At 69.8% G+C, this 18,504-nt stretch carries 16 protein-coding genes and 1 pseudogene; 10 read left to right on the top strand and 7 right to left on the bottom strand.

What is annotated here, in order from left to right:
* Positions 1 to 39: 39 nt before the first annotated feature.
* The 4 genes from ACIGO6_RS10515 to ACIGO6_RS10500 form a co-directional block, all read right to left on the bottom strand.
* Positions 40 to 2,136 (bottom strand): iron ABC transporter permease, encoded by a 2,097-nt coding sequence (locus ACIGO6_RS10515; protein WP_399874097.1) that lies wholly within the window; start codon positions 2,134 to 2,136, stop codon positions 40 to 42.
* A gap of 57 nt (positions 2,137 to 2,193) precedes the next feature.
* A complete protein-coding gene (locus ACIGO6_RS10510) occupies positions 2,194 to 3,261 on the bottom strand; it encodes an iron-siderophore ABC transporter substrate-binding protein (protein ID WP_399874094.1) in 1,068 nt (355 codons plus the stop codon).
* An 86-nt stretch (positions 3,262 to 3,347) separates the two neighbouring features.
* Positions 3,348 to 4,211 (bottom strand): ABC transporter ATP-binding protein, encoded by an 864-nt coding sequence (locus tag ACIGO6_RS10505; protein WP_399874092.1) that lies wholly within the window; start codon positions 4,209 to 4,211, stop codon positions 3,348 to 3,350.
* Positions 4,212 to 4,389: 178 nt separating this feature from the next.
* Entirely contained in the window at positions 4,390 to 5,241 is an 852-nt protein-coding gene (locus ACIGO6_RS10500) for a helix-turn-helix domain-containing protein (RefSeq protein ID WP_399874091.1), read from the bottom strand.
* 462 nt (positions 5,242 to 5,703) lie between these two features.
* Between ACIGO6_RS10500 and ACIGO6_RS10495 the strand changes: the two genes are divergently transcribed.
* The 7 genes and pseudogenes from ACIGO6_RS10495 to ACIGO6_RS10465 all read left to right on the top strand — a co-directional run bounded on the left by ACIGO6_RS10495 (position 5,704) and on the right by ACIGO6_RS10465 (position 12,056).
* Entirely contained in the window at positions 5,704 to 6,096 is a 393-nt protein-coding gene (locus ACIGO6_RS10495) for a hypothetical protein (RefSeq protein WP_399874088.1), read from the top strand.
* A gap of 5 nt (positions 6,097 to 6,101) precedes the next feature.
* The gene (locus tag ACIGO6_RS10490; RefSeq protein ID WP_399874880.1) at positions 6,102 to 6,770 is read left to right on the top strand and encodes a nucleotidyl transferase AbiEii/AbiGii toxin family protein; all 669 of its coding nucleotides are present in this window, start codon (positions 6,102 to 6,104) and stop codon (positions 6,768 to 6,770) included.
* 467 nt (positions 6,771 to 7,237) lie between these two features.
* Positions 7,238 to 7,471, top strand: coding sequence for a hypothetical protein (locus ACIGO6_RS10485; protein WP_399874085.1), 234 nt, complete (start codon positions 7,238 to 7,240; stop codon positions 7,469 to 7,471).
* 93 nt (positions 7,472 to 7,564) lie between these two features.
* Positions 7,565 to 7,712 (top strand): annotated as a pseudogene (locus tag ACIGO6_RS10480) (transposase); the annotation flags it as partial.
* Between the two features lie 1,062 nt (positions 7,713 to 8,774).
* A complete protein-coding gene (locus tag ACIGO6_RS10475) occupies positions 8,775 to 10,541 on the top strand; it encodes a helix-turn-helix domain-containing protein (RefSeq protein WP_399874083.1) in 1,767 nt (588 codons plus the stop codon).
* Positions 10,538 to 11,605 carry a cell wall-binding repeat-containing protein gene (locus tag ACIGO6_RS10470; protein ID WP_399874081.1) on the top strand — a complete coding sequence of 356 codons (1,068 nt, stop codon included), beginning with the start codon at positions 10,538 to 10,540 and terminating at the stop codon, positions 11,603 to 11,605. The genes ACIGO6_RS10475 and ACIGO6_RS10470 overlap by 4 nt, the downstream gene beginning before the upstream one ends.
* Before the next feature lie 10 nt (positions 11,606 to 11,615).
* Positions 11,616 to 12,056, top strand: coding sequence for a hypothetical protein (locus ACIGO6_RS10465; RefSeq protein ID WP_399874078.1), 441 nt, complete (start codon positions 11,616 to 11,618; stop codon positions 12,054 to 12,056).
* Between the two features lie 304 nt (positions 12,057 to 12,360).
* Here ACIGO6_RS10465 and ACIGO6_RS10460 read toward each other — a convergent pair whose 3' ends face one another.
* From ACIGO6_RS10460 to ACIGO6_RS10450, 3 genes are all read right to left on the bottom strand, one after another.
* A complete protein-coding gene (locus ACIGO6_RS10460; protein WP_399874075.1) occupies positions 12,361 to 12,753 on the bottom strand; it encodes a type II toxin-antitoxin system death-on-curing family toxin in 393 nt (130 codons plus the stop codon).
* Positions 12,750 to 12,944: a ribbon-helix-helix protein, CopG family gene (locus ACIGO6_RS10455; RefSeq protein ID WP_030583974.1), complete on the bottom strand. Its 195-nt coding sequence runs from the start codon at positions 12,942 to 12,944 to the stop codon at positions 12,750 to 12,752. Before ACIGO6_RS10455 ends, ACIGO6_RS10460 begins: the two co-directional genes overlap by 4 nt.
* Before the next feature lie 624 nt (positions 12,945 to 13,568).
* Positions 13,569 to 14,462, bottom strand: a complete 894-nt coding sequence (locus ACIGO6_RS10450) for a LysR substrate-binding domain-containing protein (RefSeq protein WP_399874073.1) — start codon at positions 14,460 to 14,462, stop codon at positions 13,569 to 13,571.
* Between the two features lie 214 nt (positions 14,463 to 14,676).
* Here ACIGO6_RS10450 and ACIGO6_RS10445 point away from each other — a divergent pair, with 214 nt between their 5' ends.
* From ACIGO6_RS10445 to ACIGO6_RS10435, 3 genes are all read left to right on the top strand, one after another.
* On the top strand, positions 14,677 to 16,011 hold the full coding sequence (locus ACIGO6_RS10445; RefSeq protein ID WP_399874071.1) for an MFS transporter: 1,335 nt from the start codon (positions 14,677 to 14,679) through the stop codon (positions 16,009 to 16,011).
* 109 nt (positions 16,012 to 16,120) lie between these two features.
* Positions 16,121 to 17,779, top strand: coding sequence for an amidohydrolase (locus ACIGO6_RS10440; RefSeq protein ID WP_399874068.1), 1,659 nt, complete (start codon positions 16,121 to 16,123; stop codon positions 17,777 to 17,779).
* Positions 17,780 to 17,958: 179 nt separating this feature from the next.
* Entirely contained in the window at positions 17,959 to 18,174 is a 216-nt protein-coding gene (locus ACIGO6_RS10435) for a hypothetical protein (protein WP_399874066.1), read from the top strand.
* Positions 18,175 to 18,504 lie beyond the last annotated feature (330 nt).

Genomic DNA, 18,504 nt, shown 5'->3' with positions numbered 1-18,504 from the left:
CGGGGCTCCTGGGAAGGGTGAGGGAAGGGTGAGTGGGTGTCAGGCGCGGGACTGCCGGAGCACCCGGACGAAGTACGGTGCGCCGACCAGCGCGATCATCAGTCCCGCCGGTACCTGGGAGGGTGCGACGACCGTACGGCCGAGGGCGTCGGCCACACAGACCAGTACGCCGCCGAGCAGCATCGCGACCGGGATCGAGCGGCCGTGCCGGGCGCCCACGAGCGACCGGGCGAGGTGCGGGGCGACGAGGCCCACGAAACCGACGACGCCGACGGCGACCACGCTGAGCGCCGCGAGTACGGCCGCGATCGCCAGCGCGAGGAAGCGCGTGCGCTCCACCTTGACGCCGACGATGCGCGGGGTGTCCTCGTCGACCGCGAGCAGGTCGAGGCGGCTGCGCATGGCGAGCAGTACGGGCAGCGCGAGCGCCAGGGCGACCGCGACCGGTAGGACGTCGGGGAACGTACGGCCGTACGTGGTGCCCGAGAGCCAGGTGAAGATGCGGGGCGTGTTGTAAGGGTCGGCGCGCAGGAGGAGGAAGGTGGTGACGGAGCTGAGTCCGTAGCCGCAGCCGATGCCGATCAGGACGAACCGGTCGGGCAGGAAGCCTCCGCGCCAGGACAGCAGGGCGATCACCCCGAACGTGGCGAGCCCCGCCGCGACCGCCACCACGACGAGCACCGTCCGTCCGCCGGACAGGCCCGACGTGACGACGCTCGCCGCTCCCAGTCCGGCGCCTGAGGTGATGCCGAGGATGCCGGGTTCGGCGAGGGGGTTGCGTACCGCGCCCTGCACCACACAGCCGGCCAGTCCGAGTGCCGCGCCGGCGAGGACGGCGGCGGTCACGCGCGGCACCCGGTCGTCGAGCGCCATGCCGATGAGGTCCGGGGCGGACCCCTGGAGCCACAGCACGACGTCCCCCGTACGCAGCCAGAGGCTCCCCGCCAGCACCCCTACGACGGCCGCGGCCGCGAGGAGGACCACCGCGCCGAGCACGACGAGGAGGTACGCGCGGTGCGACCGTGCGAAGACCCGCGTGTGCGCCGCGCGTGCGACCTGGCCGGTGTCCCGCAACCGCAGCGCCAGGACGACGATGACGACCGCGCCGAGCAGCGCGGTCGGCACTCCGGTCGGGATGGAGGCGGCGCCGTCCGCGCCCTGCACGGCGCGCAGGACGGCGTCGGCGAGGAGGATGAGCAGCGCGCCGACCAGTCCGGCCGCCGGGACCGCGTACAGGTGCCGGCGCAGTGCCCGGACCCGGTTCGCGATCAGGCGGACCAGGACGGGGGCGCCGAGGCCGACGAAGGAGATGGGGCCCGCGAGCGTCACCGCCGTACTGGTGAGCAGGACCGCGCAGAGGACGGCGGTGACGCGCGTGGTGCGGATCGGCACGCCGAGGGTGGACGCGGTGTCGTCACCGAGGTTCATCACGTCCAGCCGCCGGGACAGGGCCAGGGCGAGACACAGCACTACGGCCACCAGCGGCCACGCGCGTACCGACGCGTCGATGTTCAGCTGTGCGAGCGAACCACTGCCCCAGGCGAAGAGGCCGGTCGTGTTCTGGTCGAACAGGATGAGGAGCGTGCCCGTCGCCGCGTCCAGCGCCAACGCCATCGCCGATCCGGCGAGGATCAGCCGGGTGCCGGCGGTGCCCGCGGCGCGGCCCGCGAGGAGCAGGACCAGCGCCGCCGCGAGCAGACCGCCGGCGAAGGCGACGGCGCCCGACGCCCACAGCGGGACGGTCAGGCCGAACACCGCGACGAGGGTGAGGGTGAAGTGGGCGCCGGCCGTGACCGCGAGGGTGTCGGGTGAGGCGAGGACGTTGTGCGTGACGGACTGGAGCAGTGTTCCGGCGGTGCCGAGGGCGAAGCCGACCGCCACGCCCGCGAGGAGCCGCGGCAGGCGCGAGCCGGTGATGATCTCACCGACCGGCGCGCCGCCGGTGCCGTCCCGGTCCCCGAGGAGGTACCGCACCAGGTCGCCGACGCCGACACCCGACGTCCCCTGCGTGACGTGCCACATGCCGACCAGGACGGTCACGGCGGCGAGCGCCCCGAGGACCACGACCCCGGTGGGGCCGCCGCCGCGCTCGGTGCGCGGCAGCGGTTCCCCGCCGGGTGCCGGAATCCCGGACACGTTCACTTCTCGCGATGCGCCGGCTTCTCGCGGTGCGCTCACTTCTTGCGGTGTCACTTACTTCTTGTCGAGGACGTCGACGTAGGCGTCGATGGCCTGCTCGCAGGAGCGCGGGCCGCCGGCGCCCCACACCCGCGCCGGGAAGGAGTGCGCGCGGCCTTCCTTGACGGCCGGCAGGGTCTTCCAGATCGGGTTCTTCTTCAGCGCCTCGACGTAACCGCCGGCGCCCTCGTCGTTGGCGTAGAAGAGGTTGGCGTCGCCGACCGCGGTGAGACCCTCGACGTCGGTCTGGGCGAGACCGTAGGACGGGTCGACACCGCCGTCACCGTGGTCCTTGTTGATCGCGTCGGTCCACGCGGGTGTCATGCCCAGTTCCTTGCCGATCTCCGTGAACAGGGCGCCGTCGCTGTAGGGACGGACGGTGAGGTTGCCGCCCTGGAGCCAGCCGTCGAAGAACAGGAAGTCCTTCGTCGGCAGGTCGGCGTCGGTGACCTGCTGCTTCGCCTTCGCGAGGTGATCGTCGAACTCCTTGAGCACCTTGTCCGCCCGCTCGGTGCGGCCCGTCGCCTCGCCGATCATGCTGAACACGTTCCGCATGTTGCCGATCGGGTCCTTCGGGTCTGCGCCCTTGGTGACCATGACCGGGACGTTCCGCTCCTCCAGCTTCTTGACCGTCTCGTCGTCGGCGGCGAACGCCTCCACAACGATCAGGTCGGGCTTGGCCGCGTAGAGGGTGTCGAGGTCGGGCTCCTCACGGGTGCCGATGTCCTTCACCCCGCTGGGCAGCTTCTCCGCGCTGACCCAGGTGCTGTACCCCTTCGCGTCGGAGACGGCGACGGGGGTGACGCACAGGGTCAGCGCGTCCTCCACCTGCTGCCACTCCAGGACCGCGATGCGCTCGGCGGGCTTGTCGAGCTTCACGGTCCGGCCCACGCCGTCCTTGAAGGAGACCGGGCCCGTCGAGGTGGTCGTCGTGTCGTCGGCGCAGTCCTTCGACGCGGGCGAGGCGCCGGCACTGCCGGCGGCCTCGGCCTTGTCGTCGACGTCGGTCGTGCCGCAGGCCGTCGCGGCGAGGAGCACGAGCCCCGCGGAGGCTGCCGCCGCCAGGTGACGGGCACGGTTCATGGAGGGTTCCTCTTTTTCTTGTGATGCGTGATGAGTGAGGGGACGTTCCGCGTCAGGCGGGCTTTGCGGTCAGGCCGGCTTTCCGGTCAGGCGGGGTGCCGTCCGACGGGGTCGATGCGGAGGCGGCCCGTGCGGGGGTCGACGGCGACCTCGACCCGGATGTCGTAGACCTCGCCGATGTTCTCGGCGGTGAGGACGTCGACGGGGGCGCCCGCCGCGTGCACGCGGCCCGAGCGCATGAGGACCAGCGTGTCCGCGACGCGGGACGCCTGGTCGAGGTCGTGGAGCACGACGCCGACCGCGATGTTGTGGTCCTGGACGAGGTCGCGCACCAGGTCGAGCGTCTCGATCTGGTAGCGCAGGTCCAGGTGGTTGGTGGGTTCGTCGAGCAGGACGACCCCGGTGTCCTGGGCCAGGCAGGCGGCGAGCCAGACACGCTGCATCTCACCGCCGGAAAGTTCGCCGACCGGCCGTCCGGACATGTCCCGTACGCCCGTGACGCCCATGGCACGGTCGACGGCGGCCCGGTCCTCGGCGGTCGGTCCCGCGAAGCCGCGCCGGTAGGGGTGGCGTCCGAACGCCACGACCTCCGCGACCGTCAGCCCCTGCGGCGCCGGCCTCGACTGAGAGAAGAGCGTGACCTCGCGGGCGAACTGGCGGGCGCTGAGCAGCGCCGCGTCCCGCTCGGGCTCACCCTCGGCCGCGCCGAGCGTCACCCGGCCGGCGTCCACCCGGTGCAGTCGGGAGAGCGCCCGCAGCAGCGTGGACTTCCCGCTGCCGTTCGGCCCCACCAGGGCGGTTGCCCGGCCGGGCTCCAGGCCGATGGAGACGCCGTGGACGACGGCCCGGCCACCGTGGCTCAGCTCCAGTCCGTGCCCGCCCAGGGCGGCCACCGGCGCGGCGGGGTCGGCAGCCGGGCGGCCGGTGTGCCGGGAGGGGCGTGTGAACATCGATGAGTCCGGGTGGTCGCAGGGGCGAGGTGTGCGGCACCCTCCGTCCGGCCGTCACCGGCCGGGCCGCGCACTCTCCCGCGAACTCTTCTGCGTACGGGCAGCACGGTCCACGTCGAGCAACAACTAAGGGTTACCTAACTGCGAGAAGGCTATATTCCGCTCGCCAGGTCGACAATCAGGAGTTATGGACAGGCGATACGGGATTCCGGACATTCCCGGGGGTGGTGCCCATGACCCGCCGGAACGCGGCGATGAAGGAGCTGGGCTGCGCGTAGCCGAGCGTCTCGGAGACCGTCATCACGTCGAAGCCCTCGGAGAGGAGCGCCAGCGCGCGGTGGACCCGCAGCAGTTGCCGCCACTGCGCGAAGGAGAGGCCGGTCGTCTGCCGGAACGCGCGGGTGATGGTGCGGTCGCTGATGCCCAGCGCCCGTGCCCACTCCTCCAGTGACCGGTGGTCGCCGGGGTCGGCCAGCAGAGCCTCGGCAATGGCGTCGATCCGGCCGTCGCCGGGCGGCAGCGGCAGGGCGAACTGCTGCTCCGACGGCTGGAGCACGTCGAACACGACCGACTCCGCCCGCGCCCTGGCCGCGTCGTCGAGATCCGTACGGGCGAGATGGGTCAGCAGTGACTCCAGGAGCGGCGTCATCGTGATCGTCCTCGGCTCCCCGAACGCGAACGGCGTACGGTCGGGGGCGAAGAAGGCGTCGTGGAACTTCGCGCCCGCCGTGGCCCGCCCTCCGTGCACCACTCCGGCGGGCATCCACAGCCCGTATCCCTCGGACACGGTGAAGACGCGGTCCTGTACGCGGGAGGTGACCGTGCCCCCGCGGACCCAGACGAGTTCGTGGGAGGGGTGGGAGTGCGGCGCCCACTCGGTGGGCACGCGCGGTATGTGGGAGCCGGCCGTTATGGCGCCGCGCGCCGCCGCCTGCTCCGGAAGAGCGAGGGCCCGCCGTACGACGGTACCGGCCTCGCGCCGCCACATCCCGGGGTTCCCCTCGGCGGCAGCGTGGGACGTTCGGGCCATACGGGCGAGTCTATCCGGGGCGGCGCGGGCCACTCCGGGACCCTCGTGCCCCGGAGTCGGCGTCGTCGACGTCAGGAAACGGGAAAGGCGAGGGAGACGGTCGGCGGGACGGCACTGGCACTGGCGCCGTTGAACAAGCGTCTCGCTCACGAACCCGCAGGTCAGTCACCTTTGTGCGCAGGCTCCAGAATCGCCACGCACTCCACGTGGTGCGTCATCGAAAAGGTGTCAGCCTGGGTGTGTCACGGGAAACGCCAGGTCAGAGCCGGTTTGTCGGCTCATCACTCTGAATGCGGGCGCCCACAGCGTCAAACGAGCGTCAAGGTCGATAGCCCGGCCCTCCCGATCAGGGCGGATCAGCCTGCGCCAACGAGCTCACCCGAGGCAACCCCCCTCTCATTCCCGACACCGACTCCCACATCATGACCCGCACCGCTTCGCCGACCGGGCCATAATGGAGTCATGCCCTCCAGCCCACAGCACCCCGCATCCGCGCCGAGGAACCTCTCGGGCCCGGACGCTGAGGACCTCGCGCTGTACAGGGAGAAGTTTCGGCGGCGTCTGCCGGAGTCGCTGGACGAGTTGCACGGCCCCATCCAGGGCGTCGTGGAGCTACCGCTGCACATGGCGTGGTCCGGGATGACCTCGTACGACCTGGGCAAGCCTCGCCAGCGCATGGGCTTGTACCGCACTGTGCTGCACGAAGGTCTGCACGACGACCTGCCCCTCTACCTCAACCAGGACCTGCTTCTCCAGCTGTGGCCGGTGCTGCGCACTCTGGTCGGTCGCACCGTGCGCACGGTGTGGGAGGGCGCCTTCCCCCAGCTCGCCTCCCGCACCCAGGCAGCCGCGTGACGGACATGCCGGAGCTGCACGCGCGGCTTCTGGCAGACGTGATCGCGCTTGGCTCTCCGTATCCGCTTGTCCTCACCGGCGGATACGCCGTCCGGGCACACCATCTGGTGAACCGCCCGAGCCAGGACCTCGATGTCGCCACCGAGAACCCGGCGCCCATGGCCGACATCGCGGCCACACTCCGCAACGGCCTGGAAGCCCGGGGCTGGCAGGTAAAGGCGCTGGAGACCGCCCCACTGTCTGCCCGCTTCACCGTGTCCGACCCGGCCACCGGGCAGGAGTGCGAGGTCGACATCCTCAAGGAGATCTTCTGGCGACCGGTCGCCCAGAGTCCGTACGGGCCAGTCCTCGCAGAGGAGGACGTGATCGGGACCAAGGTCCGTGCGCTCGCCGACCGTGGAGCGCCACGCGACCTCATCGACGTGTTCGCAGCTTCCCGCCGCTGGAGCACGGCCGACCTCGAAGAATTCGGCCGCAGGCACGCACGCGGCCGATTCGAGCGCGAAGACCTACAGGCGAACCTCGCAGGAGCCGAGTGGACTGACGACGAAGCCTTCGCCGCCTATGGGATCGATGACGCCACCATCACCGCTCTCCGCGCTTGGGCCGTGGAATGGGCCGACGAGCTCGCGGCCCGTCTCCTCGAAGAGGCCGATGATCTGGACAACCACTGATTACATCCAGATGAGATCACACCTGCAAGCGATCAGGACAAGAGCCAACAGATGAGCAGACGCCTAGCACTCCAGGCAGACCCCGGAAATATCAGTCGGCGGGCAGCTGCGTCCGACGAATGATCAATTGGAGTCGGCCCCTGCATCCCCACGCGCTTGGCCTCTAGAGATCTTCACGACTGGGATTACGGGCCCGGTCTTGGCAACGAGGCCGCCAAGGAGGTCGGGCAGATACTGCATCCGTTCAACGCGGGTCTTGATCAGCGCAGTGAGCTGAGCGAGGGCGTGCTTGGTGAGGTTGGCCAGGCGCGACCGCGGCGCGCAATGCCCGAATCCTCCCTTCACACTGCTGTCCCCGGCAGCCGAACCGGACGTCAGCGACCGATGTAGAGAAACCGCAAGTAGCACGCGAACGACAGTCCGCGCTGCCGGAGCCTGGCAGCCTCGACGGAGGCGCTCAGTGCTCCGTGGAGCGCGCTGTTCTGCTGGAGTGCGACCGTACGCCGGCTGAACTCCTGCCGCTGATGTCGGGCCTGATCGCCCGCAAGCGTGTTCTCTCGGGTGAGCCGCTTCTGATCGTCCTCCATCTGCTTCCGTGCTTTCACACGCAGCGCATCGGTCTCGGACTCCACAGCCTTGCGCTGGGCGGTGAGCTGGGCCCGACGGCTGGCGACGCCCTGTTCGATCGACTGCCGCTCTGACGCACCGAGGGCGGTCGGTTGCCGGGCTTTGGCGGAGGCAACCAGGTCTTTGCGCCAGACATCGAGGGCGATGGCCTTGGCCTCGCCGATGCCGTGGACGTCGATGACACGGCCGCTGCGGAGGAGTTCAGGAAGGACGCGGTCGCGCTCTACCGTGCCGCGGCCGGGAAGCGGACGTACGCGGCGGTGGCCGCGGATCTCGGCATCACCGCGGAGTCGCTGCGGACGTGGGTGCGAACCTCACTACCCGGCATACCTGCAGGCAGGCGGCACCGAGGAGAAGTGCGAGGCCCTCAAGGAGCCGACCGCGGCCGACAACGCCCTCTTCAACAAGGAGGAGCGCGCCCTCCTCACACTCACCGACCAGTCGACCAAACAGGTCGAGGTGGACGCCGAGCTCATCGAGGAGCTGAAGCGCCTGTTCGGTGAACGGCAAACCGTGGAAGCGGTCGCCACGGTCGCGGCCTACAACATGGTCTCCCGTTTCCTCGTGGCACTGGCAGTCTGAAGCACCACTTGGGTCGACTACCCCAGCGGCCGACGACAGGAGCGGACGCCGTCCGGGCGGCTCCTAGCCGAGCCCGGCGGCTTCGTCACCGTGGGGCGGCGAGAGCTGCCTCCTCACGGTGACGAACCATCAGAGGCAGCGTCGAACGAGCGTCAAGACGGTCGGCTTTCCTCTGCTCCAAGACCACGCCGCAGCCCCCGACATCCCGGAACGGCCCACAGAAGCCCTGGTCAGGCGGCCTGCACAAGCGCTCCGTGCGCTTCACGGCGTGCACTGAGGGAAACAGGTCGGGCACACCTCGACGCACCTGAGCAGTCCAAGAAAACCGCAGGTCAGAGCGCCTTTGAAGCCGGTTCGAGAATCGCCACACACTCCACATGCGCGGTCATCGGGAAGAAGTCGGCCTGGCCGCAGGCAGGAAAGCAGCAGGTCAGAGATGCTTTCGAGTCCCGAATGAGAGCCGCCGGGCGCCCGGAGCGTCAAATGAGCGTCACGGCCCTACGTCGGTTCGGCACCGAAACTCTGGTGCGTCACGGCTCCCCGTAGTACGCAACGCCTCCACCGGTACGGAGTCTCACGCCGGTGGAGTCGCGTCTGTGCGCCCAGTGCGTACGAGGGGACCGTCGTCAGAGGTGAAGTGTGATCGAAGATTGCTGGCTGACGAGGCTTGCCGCGCCCCGCCGTCGGAGATGGAAACGGGAAACAGCTTCGATCGCCTTGTCCGTCCGGGAGTTGGTGTCGCACTCTTCCGTGCAGTACCGCCTCAGCCCGGACGACCGGGCTTGGGAGGTTCCCGTGCCCCAACCGTCCACACCGTTCGGCGAGGAACTGAGGAAGCGGCGTCTGGAGGCCGGACTGAGCCTCACAGACCTGTCCGGTCTCGTGCACTACAGCAAGGCGCAACTCAGCAAGGTCGAGCGGGGCATCAAGGCACCCAGCCGTGATCTCGTGCGGCTGTGCGATGCCGCACTCGGTACCGACGGGACGCTGATCGCCCTGAGCACGCCTGCCGCTGTCGATTCACCTGCCGTGTCGGCGCCGGGCCGCGTCGAGGAGGAGAACTGGATGATGCAGTTATCACCGGACGGCCCGAGTTCGGTGCTCGAACGGCCACCCGGTATCGGCGTTCTCCGGCGGCATCTGCGCCTGCACGGTGTGCCGCCTGAGGAATATCTCCGGTCGGACGGCACCGTCACCGGGTTCCTGACCGCGAACAGGCCGATGCGGGAGATCGCGGAATTCGCCGACCTGGTGCGCCGGGCACGCGAGGCCGGTCGGCCCGGGGACGGATTCGGTCAGTGGTGCGAGGCAGCCGGGCGGGCGCGGAACGACGGACGACGGGAAGCCGCCGCGCTCGTCACCAAGCTGGGAAAAGCGCCGCAACGGGCCCTGCTGATCGCCGTGTCCATGCTGCACGGGGCGCATGCCGATGTCGTTCACCGCGCGGCCGAGCAACTGCTGAGCACCCTCGGGCCTCCGTCGGAGGACGACTCGCCGCTGCAGCACCGAGACCTCGCCGAGCGACTCCTCGAGATCTCGGCCACCGCCGCCCCCAACGGACAGGTCCGGTTCGAGAAGCTGGACTTCGACTCCGCCGTTCGTGCTCATTTTTGGGACCACATGCCCGATCTCCGCCCCCACCTCGGCACCTGGGCCGTCAGTGTGGTGGAGCTGAACGACCCGCACGTCGTCCCCGTCGTACGCGACGGCCTGGTGGAACGAGTGGCCGGTGAATACCTGCGGACCGGGCGAACGGACGGACTGGGAGCCCTCGTCGAACCCTGGAGCACCGGTGCATCGAGCCGGCCTCGCCTGGAAGCGGCCGTTCATGCGCTCACCCACGGGCTGGCGGACCCGGTGCACGCCAGGCACTTCCGCGAGCAGATCTATCAGTGGTGCGCCAAACGGCACCTCAAAGGGGAGCTCGCGCAGGTGCTGGTCCGCGTCTGTGCCGACGTCCTCGCGACCAGCCATCCCGATCAAGCCCTGGTCAGGCTCTACCACCTGGCCCGGCGTGAGCGCGGCACGACTCGTGCCCGGCAGGCGCTGTGCGATCTGACGGCGCGCAGCCGCAGGCTGCACCGCGTGCTGCTCGACCGTCTCGCCCGTTCCGACTTCTCACCCGCCCATCTCGGGATCTTCCTCCAGGCCAGCGACCCCGAACCGTTGACGCTCCGACCCGGCACCTCGCACGCGCTGATCGACGAGCAGAACGCGCAGCGCTCCCTGACAACCTGTTGGCACGCGGTACTGACCGAGCTGCCGCCTCCGCAGTGGCAGGCCGAAGCACGACGTTGGCTCCACTGGGCGGCCGCCGGTACCGGACCACACGGCGGGCTCCTGCTCGACCTCCTCGTCAGCGCGGCACAGCGGTGCACGGAGAAGCGGGGCAAGGTCTTCGCTCTGCTGTACGCGTGCGCCCGCGACGCCGAGCGCACCGGCCCGGGGGATGCGGCGCGGGCCGCGGAGACCACCGGTCTGCTGCTCCACAAGATCAACGCGGCGCAGGGCATCGCTCCGGCCACACCGCCGACGACCTTACCCAGGGGAACTCGACCATGACCACCGCACGGAAAACCACAACCGTCTTCCTCACCGTTCTGAGCGGTCTCCTGCTGAGCATCGTCGGACTGACGCAGCGGTGGCCCGCATGGGCTTGGCTACTGCTGGCAGTGCTGCTGCTCGTCTCCCCCGCAGCCGTCTTCCGGATCGCCGCGATGCGCCGCGGCACGGTACCGGTGGCTTTCGAGGAGCAGCTCACGGCCGCCCCCGTGGAACGCACGGAACACCGCGTCAGCCAGGTAGTGCTGCCCAGCAAGTGGGTCGACTACGACTTCGTCTTCTCCGCGACGGTGCGCTGGTACCTTGTCGACGCTCCCGCGAGTGCCCTCGTTCTCAATCCGGCGGGCCTCGCCGTCGACGCGGTCCTGAAGCGGGCCAGCGCCATCACCGAGCAACGAGAGCCAGTCCGAGCCTCACTCGTCCAGCAGGAACTGTCCGGCGCCCTCAGCCGGATGGTGCCTGAGTCCACCGGGCACCTCCAGGCGATGGCGGAGAACGTCCAGCTCGTCCTGGTGCAGCAGGACCAGGAGCGCCTTGACAAGCTCGCCGACGTACGCAAGGACGAGGCCGTCTGGGTGCACCAGCGCAAGTACGAGCAAAGCAGACGCCGGTACTTGGGCGAGGACGTCCTCAAGGACACCGGCAGCGCCGTGGTCTGGTGGCTCGCCAGGAACGACGAGCACGTGGAACGTACGGTGAACGATCTGGCCCTGCTCGCTCAGCTGACCTCAGCGGCCAATGACACCGACATTCCCGAACGGCTTCAGCATCTGATCTCTCAGCAGGCCGGCGAGCCGACGACGGCGGACTTCCCCGAGGCGGAGCCTCCCTCAGCGCAGCAGGGACGGGAGACGGCCACGATACATCTGTCCGACTTCCTCGACAGCATCGGTTTCACCGACGGAGATGTACGCCGCCCGATGCTCGCGGCACAGATTGCCGGTCTCATCAAGGAGCAGAACCGCTACGAGACCGCCGAGGAGATCCAGCACCACTTCGATCCGCCGGCGTCCCTCGCTGCGGACGACGACGAGGCGCCCGCCTCCGGCGCCCCCCTCGCCTAGGAGAAGACACGTGGACAGTGAACTGGCCGTACTCGCGGCGTCGGGGGCCACCACACTGGTCTCCCTCATGGTCACCGACTCCTGGATACACGCCCGGGAACTCGTCGGGCGGTACCTGACCCGCACAGGCGCGGACCCCGACACGTTCGACGACCTGCAGGACGCAAGGACCCGGCTCCTCGCCGCCGACGCCACGGAACGTGAAGGGACCACCCGCGAGATCAGCCGCCGATACGGTGACCGTCTGCGCCGACTGGCGGAAGCCGACGACGGCAGCGACGAAGCCCTGCGCGCTCTGCTGACCTCGTTACTGCAGCTCTCGGCATCCGCGGCAGGCACCTGGCGCACGGTGGACAATCGCATCAGCGGAGGAGTCCAGCACGGTCCCGTCGTCCAGTCGGGCACCGTCGCCGGGCTGACCTTCCACGTGGATCGCGTCGATCGCCAGTAGCGCCAGTAGCGTCGGCACAGGGAGGGCACCGCGCTCCTGTACTCGGTCCATCCCGTGAGCGTGCCACCCCGTCCCGCACGGCACACGACGGCCTTCGAGAGGCGCGCGAAGTACTGTCTTGCCCTCACCCGACGACCCGGGTCAAGAGCTGAAGCGGGAAACCTGCAACTGCTATCCGGTATCCCACGCCGAAAGGAAGCCACGTCTTTCACAGCACCCCATTCCGGCCTGACCCGAGCAGGGCCGGACAGCGCCTGAGGGCAGGGTACGCGCATGCCCTGCCCTGCCCTCACATCGTCGGACGTCAGGAAACGGGGAACCAAGTCGCCAGGCGCTTGGCGATGACCGGTACATCGACGTTGTCCTGCGCGACGTCCTCGACGAACGGGCCGGCGACGGAGACGGGCGGCGGGACAGTACTGGCGCTGACGCCGTTGAACCGCAGGAAGACGCGCATGGCGAGCCAGGCGGTGCGCTTGTTGCCGTCGATCAGCGCGTGATTGCGAGCGACGGAGTGCAGGAGTGCTGCCGCCTTGTCATGCAGCGTGGGATACAGCTCGGCCCCGAACACGTTGGTCCGGGGCCGCTCGATCGCCGACACCAGAAGGCCCATGTCGCGCACACTGTGCTCGGTACCGTTGACGGCGCGGGCGATCGCCAAGATTTCGTCGATCTGGATGTAGCGCACTTCGGTCACTTCAAGTAGTCCAGGATCTCCGCGTCACTGTCCATCAGCTCGGCCAAGACGTCGTCGATCTTCAGCTCGGCCCGGTCCTGAGCGTCACGAATGGCCTCGATGGCGAGTTCCTGCTTGCTCCGGCCCTCTCGGCGAGCACGCTCGGTGAGCTTCGCGTCAAGGTCGTCGGGGAGCCGGAGTGTCATCGCCATACAGGGATGATACCAGACCGGTATCAGACGGCGCGGTCAGGCCGCGCTTCCGGCTCCGCGCAGTGCGGGCCCGGACGGCCGCTCGCACCGCTACCGCGGAGGTGCAGCAGAGACATCCGTTCCGAGCGTCGTCCGAGCGTCAAGGATTCCCGAGAGAGCCGCTGAAGGCGTCGCCACTGTAAGCGCGTCACTCACATCTTCGCAGGTCAGAGAGCTTCTGAAGAGCGACCGTCCACTCGAACCGCTATACGGAGGGAAACAGGTCGAGCAACCCACCCGGACAACAAAAGCGCAGGTCAGGAACCCTTGCCAGCAGGTTCGAGGATCGCCACGCACTCCACATGCGACGTCATCGAAAACATGCCCGGATTCCCCATCTGGAGAAAACCGCAGGTGAGAGGGCCTTCCCTCCGCGCGGGAACGGCCTTTCCGTCCTAGAGCGTCAAATGAGCGTCGCGGCCGTGACCTTCTGACGCCGTCATCGGCGAATGGTCGGCTCACAGAACGCAACGCCGGTCCCGCTTGATCACTTACGTCATGCCGGTGGCGGACGAGAGGCCCGGCCGCACTGTCGGGGAGAGCGCACCCATGCTGTGTGCTCTCGACGAGCGCTCCTTCCCTCTCTCACAGGTCGGTGAAGTGCCGTAGGCCGGTCGCCGCGAAGTCCTGCAACCTCGCGACAAGTTCGCGCAGGGCGGTACCCGCGTAGTGGTCGCGGTCCCAGCCCGCGTACAGCGGGACGGTCAAAGGCCCTTCGGGCCCGCGGACGACCAGTTCCTTCAGGCCGAACCGCGCACCGTCGGTGACCAGGCAGACGCCGCTGCCACGGGCGGCCAGGGACTGGGCCAGGGCGGCGGAGCTCGTCTCGGTCACGATGTCGGGGGCCAGCCCGGCACGGCTGACCGCCTCGTCCAGGACCAGCCGGGCGACGTTGGAACGGCTCATGAGGATCAGCGGTTCGGCGACCAGGTCGGCGAGGTCGAGGACGTCCCGGTCGGCGTACCGGTGGCCCGCGGGCAGCTGCGCCATGACCGGAGTACGGCCCAGAACGGCGGACTCGAGTGTGGCCGGTGCGGGGTAGGTCGAGATGCCGATGTCGGCGTCGCTGTTCGCCAAGACGTCGAAGACGTCGTTCGGGTCGGTCTGGAGCGCATCGCGGAAGACGGGACCGGCGGTGCTCCGCGCCATGTAGGGCGCCAGGAAACTGACGACGGTCGACGGCGAGGCCACCACGGTGAACTCCGGGCCCTGTTCGCCGTCCCCGAGCGCGGCCATGACCTCGGTCGCCTGCTCGGCGCGGCGCACCAGGTCCCTGGCGACGGGCCGAAAGCGCCGTCCGGCGGCGTTCAGCGTCAGAGAGCCGGGCCGCCGGGTGAACAGCCGCACGCCCAGTTCCTGTTCCAGGCCCGCGAGCTGCCTGGACAGAGAGGGCTGGGCGACGTGCACGCGCCGCGCCGCGGCCGTGACCGACTCGGCTTCCGCGATCGCGAGGAAGTAGCGCAACACCCGAATTTCCATGAACGGCTCCTGACTTCCTTTTGCCGAATTCCGCTTCCCCTGACCGGTCATGCCTCAAAGGCATGGGATCGCTGTCAACCAAGTATTAGACGGTATCGGAAGTCGAAACCAGACTGGCCCCGTACATGCAGCGCGCCGTCCGCCGTTGCCGCCGTCCCGAGGTTCGAGTCGACCGGCCCTGGGTGAAGCACGCATCCCTGTCCCCGGAGGACCCATGCACGCCACTGAACAGCCGCACGCGCCGACCGGTGCCACACCGCAGGCCAAGCGGGCCGGCCTCGCGTCGTTCGTCGGCACCACCATCGAGTGGTACGACTTCTTCATCTACGGCACCGCGTCGGCGCTCGTGTTCGGGAAGCTGTTCTTCCCCGACGTCTCCCCTGCCGCGGGTGTGCTCGCCTCGTTCGCGACCTTCTGGGTCGGCTTCCTCGCCCGGCCGCTCGGCGGCATCGTCTTCGGTCACTTCGGTGACCGGCTGGGCCGCAAGGGCACCCTGGTCACCACGCTGCTGCTGATGGGGGGCGCCACCTTCCTCGTCGGCGTCCTGCCCACTCACGCGCAGATCGGCGTCGCCGCGCCGATCCTGCTGGCCCTCCTGCGCGCCGTGCAGGGCATCGCCGTCGGCGGCGAGTGGGGCGGCGCCGTCCTGATGGCCTCGGAGAACGCGCCCAAGGGCCGGGGATCGCTGTTCGCGATGCTGGTCCAGCAGGGGTCTCCGGCCGGCTCCATCCTCGCCACCCTGGTCTTCCTCGCCGTGGGCGGCCTCGACGACCAGGCGTTCCTGTCGTGGGGCTGGCGGCTGCCGTTCCTGTTCTCCGGGCTGCTCGTCGTCGTCGCGCTCGTCATCCGCCTCAAGGTCGAGGAGTCCGACGAGTTCGAACGGATCAAGGAGGAGGGCGCGGTGGCGAAACTGCCCGTGGTGGAGGTCGTACGCACCGCCTGGCGGATCGTGCTCCTCGGCATTGGCGCCTCGATCATGGGCATCTCCGCCGCCTACTTCACCAACACGTTCGTCCTGTCGTGGACCACCAACGAACTGCACATCGACCGGCAGACGATGCTCTACGTGCTGCTCGGCGTGTCCGTCGTGCAGTTCCTGTGGCAGCCCGCGGCCGCGCTGCTCTCCGAGCGGGTCGGTGAGACGCGTTTCATGGTGTGCTCGCTGCTCGCCAACGTGCTCCTCGCCGTGCCGATGTTCTTGCTGATCGGCACCGAGCGGCCGGTCCTCGCCTTCCTCGGCATCGCCCTCGCCACCATCGCCGGCTCCGGCTACTACGCCGTCCTCGCCGGGTTCCTGGCCGCCGCGTTCCCCTCCCGGGTCCGCTACACGGGGATCTCACTCGCCTACCAGCTCTGCTCCACCCTGATCGGCGGCACCACCCCCATGGCGGCACAGGCGCTGCTCACCTGGGGCTCCGGCTCCATCTGGCCGGTGGTCGCGTTCTACGTCTTCCTGCTCCTGGTGACCGCCGGGTGCGTGGCCGCGCTCGCCCGCTTCACCGCACGACGCGTCGCCGGGGTGTCGCAGGGGGAACCGCTCCCCGTCTGATCCGCCGGGCAGGGTCGCCGACCGCTCAGGGAGGGGCCCTCCGGCCACCAGCCCGCACTTCGCTCACCCCCACGTCTCGACACACGCCGCACAACAGGAGTGGTACCCCGTGCACCTCGACGCCCTCTTCCGCAACGGCCGCTTCACCACCCTCGTCCCCGGCCGGCCCACCGCACACACGCTCGGTGTCTTCGGCGGCCGGATCGTGGGGCTGGACGAGGATGTCGCCGGGTGCACGGCGGACACAGTCGTCGACCTGGCCGGAGCCCCCGCCGTACCCGGTTTCAACGACGCGCACCATCACTTGAGCATGGTCGGCAAGGGCCTGCGCGAACTCGACGTCTCCCATGAAGCGGCACCCGATCTCGACGCCCTCTACCGGGCCGTGGCCGAGCGGTGCTCCACGCTCCCCGCGGACGCGTGGGTGCTCGGCGCCGGCTACGACCAGAACAAGATCGGTGCCCATCCGACCGCCGAGGGTCTCGACCGGGCCGCCGCCGGACGCCCGGTCTGGCTGGTGCACAACTCCCACCACATGGCTGTGGCGAGCACCGAGGCGTTCCGCCGGGCGGGTTTCCCCGACCTCGGCGCGGTGCCCGACGTGGCGGGCGGCCACGTCGAACGGGACGCGGACGGGCGGGCGACCGGCCTGCTCCAGGAGACCACGGCGATGCACCTGGTCGAGCGGCTGCTGAGGCCGGAGCCGGCCGCCGCATGGACGGCCAACATCGCGCGCGGCGCACGGGCGGCGGTGGAAGTGGGCCTCACCAGCGTGACCGAGCCCGGAATCGGCGTCGTGCACGGGATCGGCAACGGCCCCGCCGACCTGGACGCCTACCTCCGCACCCGCGAGCGGGGCGAACTCGCGGTGCGCATGACGGTCATGCCCTACATCACCGCACTGCACGACTGCGGCGCGTTCGAACCCGGCAACGACTGGTACGGACTCGACCTCGGCCTGCGCAGCGGGCTCGGGGACGAGTGGCTGCGTGTGGGACCGACGAAGATCATGGCGGACGGCTCGCTCATCGGACGCTCCGCCGCCATGTGCTGCGACTACCACGACACCCCCGGGAACAAGGGACTCCTGCAGTTCGAGCACGAGCAGTTGAGGCGGTACATCCTCGACGCACACCGTTGCAACTGGCAGATAGCCACGCATGCGATCGGCGACGCCGCCCTGGACGCGGTCCTCGACGCCTACGACGAGGCACAGCTCAGGTACCCGCGCCCCGATGCGCGGCACCGCGTCGAACACGCCGCGGTCACCAGCGAGCGGCAGGTCGCGCGCATCGCCGCGATGGGTCTGGTGCCGGTGCCGCAAGGCCGCTTCCTCTCGGAGATCGGCGACGGCCTCCTCACCGCCCTTGGCCCCGAACGCTCCCTCCTCGCCTACCGCATGCGGTCCTTCCTCGATGCCGGCGTGGAGCTGCCCGGCTCCACCGACGCCCCGGTCGTCGCCCCCGATCCGCTGCTGAGCATCCACGACATGGTCAACCGGCGTACGGCCTCGGGCGCATCGATCGCCCCCGCTGAGGCCGTCACGGCGGACGAGGCGCTGCGCGCCTACACCGTCGGCTCCGCCTACGCCGTCCACGAGGAACACGTCAAGGGCACCCTGGCACGCGGCATGCTGGCGGACTTCACCGTGCTCAGCGACGACCTGCTGGCTGTGGCACCCGAGCGGATCCGCGAGCTGACCGTGGGAGCCACCGTGATCGGCGGCCGGGTCGCCCACGACGCGGGGGCTCTGACACGGGTGTGCTGAGCTCCCGGGGCTCAGGCCGGCCCGGCCGCTCGTCGGAATCGGACGCACCGCCTCCGACGAGCGGCAGACCACCGGCGCGACCGGGACGGACAACCGCGCACGCACAACTCCGTTGAAGCGCCCGTCGTGAAACCCACGTACGACGTCACTGGCCAGGCCGCTTTCGTCGCCGGTACCTCATGCGGCACGGACCGGTCACCGCCCGCGCCTTCGCCGCGTCAGGGGGCCGCCGTCGGAGCACCCGCCGACGCCGTCCCGCCGAGGGCGCCGACCACCTCCACCGCGTCCAGGCCATCGACCTGCGCGGCATCCGGGCCGGCTCGAAGCACGGACTGCGCCACATGCCTGCCCACGGCAGCGGCGCCGCCGGCACCCCGATGGTCGAAGTCGGGTAACCCGGCCGCGGTCAGGCCGAGTCGGGCCGGGCCGTCGACCGACTCGGCACCGCCGACGGGATCGCCCAGGCCGTCCTGTGGCTGTACAGCTCCGGCGCGAGCCATGGGTCACCGGCACCGCCCTGCCCGTCGACGACGGCGCTCCACCCCAGTGGCCTCGCCCGCTCCGCTCCCGGCTCCGGCCCACTGACCCCTCGCGTTCCGGTGTTCCGACCTCGTGGTGCACGTGAGGCAGTCCCGTCGTGCCCCACGCCGGCACGGCACCACCGCTGTGCCGGCGCCGCCGGCGGAAAAGCCGCCACGGCGTCGGTCGGTGCACAGGTGACGCCA

The sequence above is a fragment of the Streptomyces sp. NPDC053750 genome (assembly GCF_044544295.1).
In the GTDB taxonomy this organism is placed as follows: Bacteria; Actinomycetota; Actinomycetes; order Streptomycetales; family Streptomycetaceae; genus Streptomyces.
This window is presented reverse-complemented; position numbering and strand designations above follow the sequence as displayed.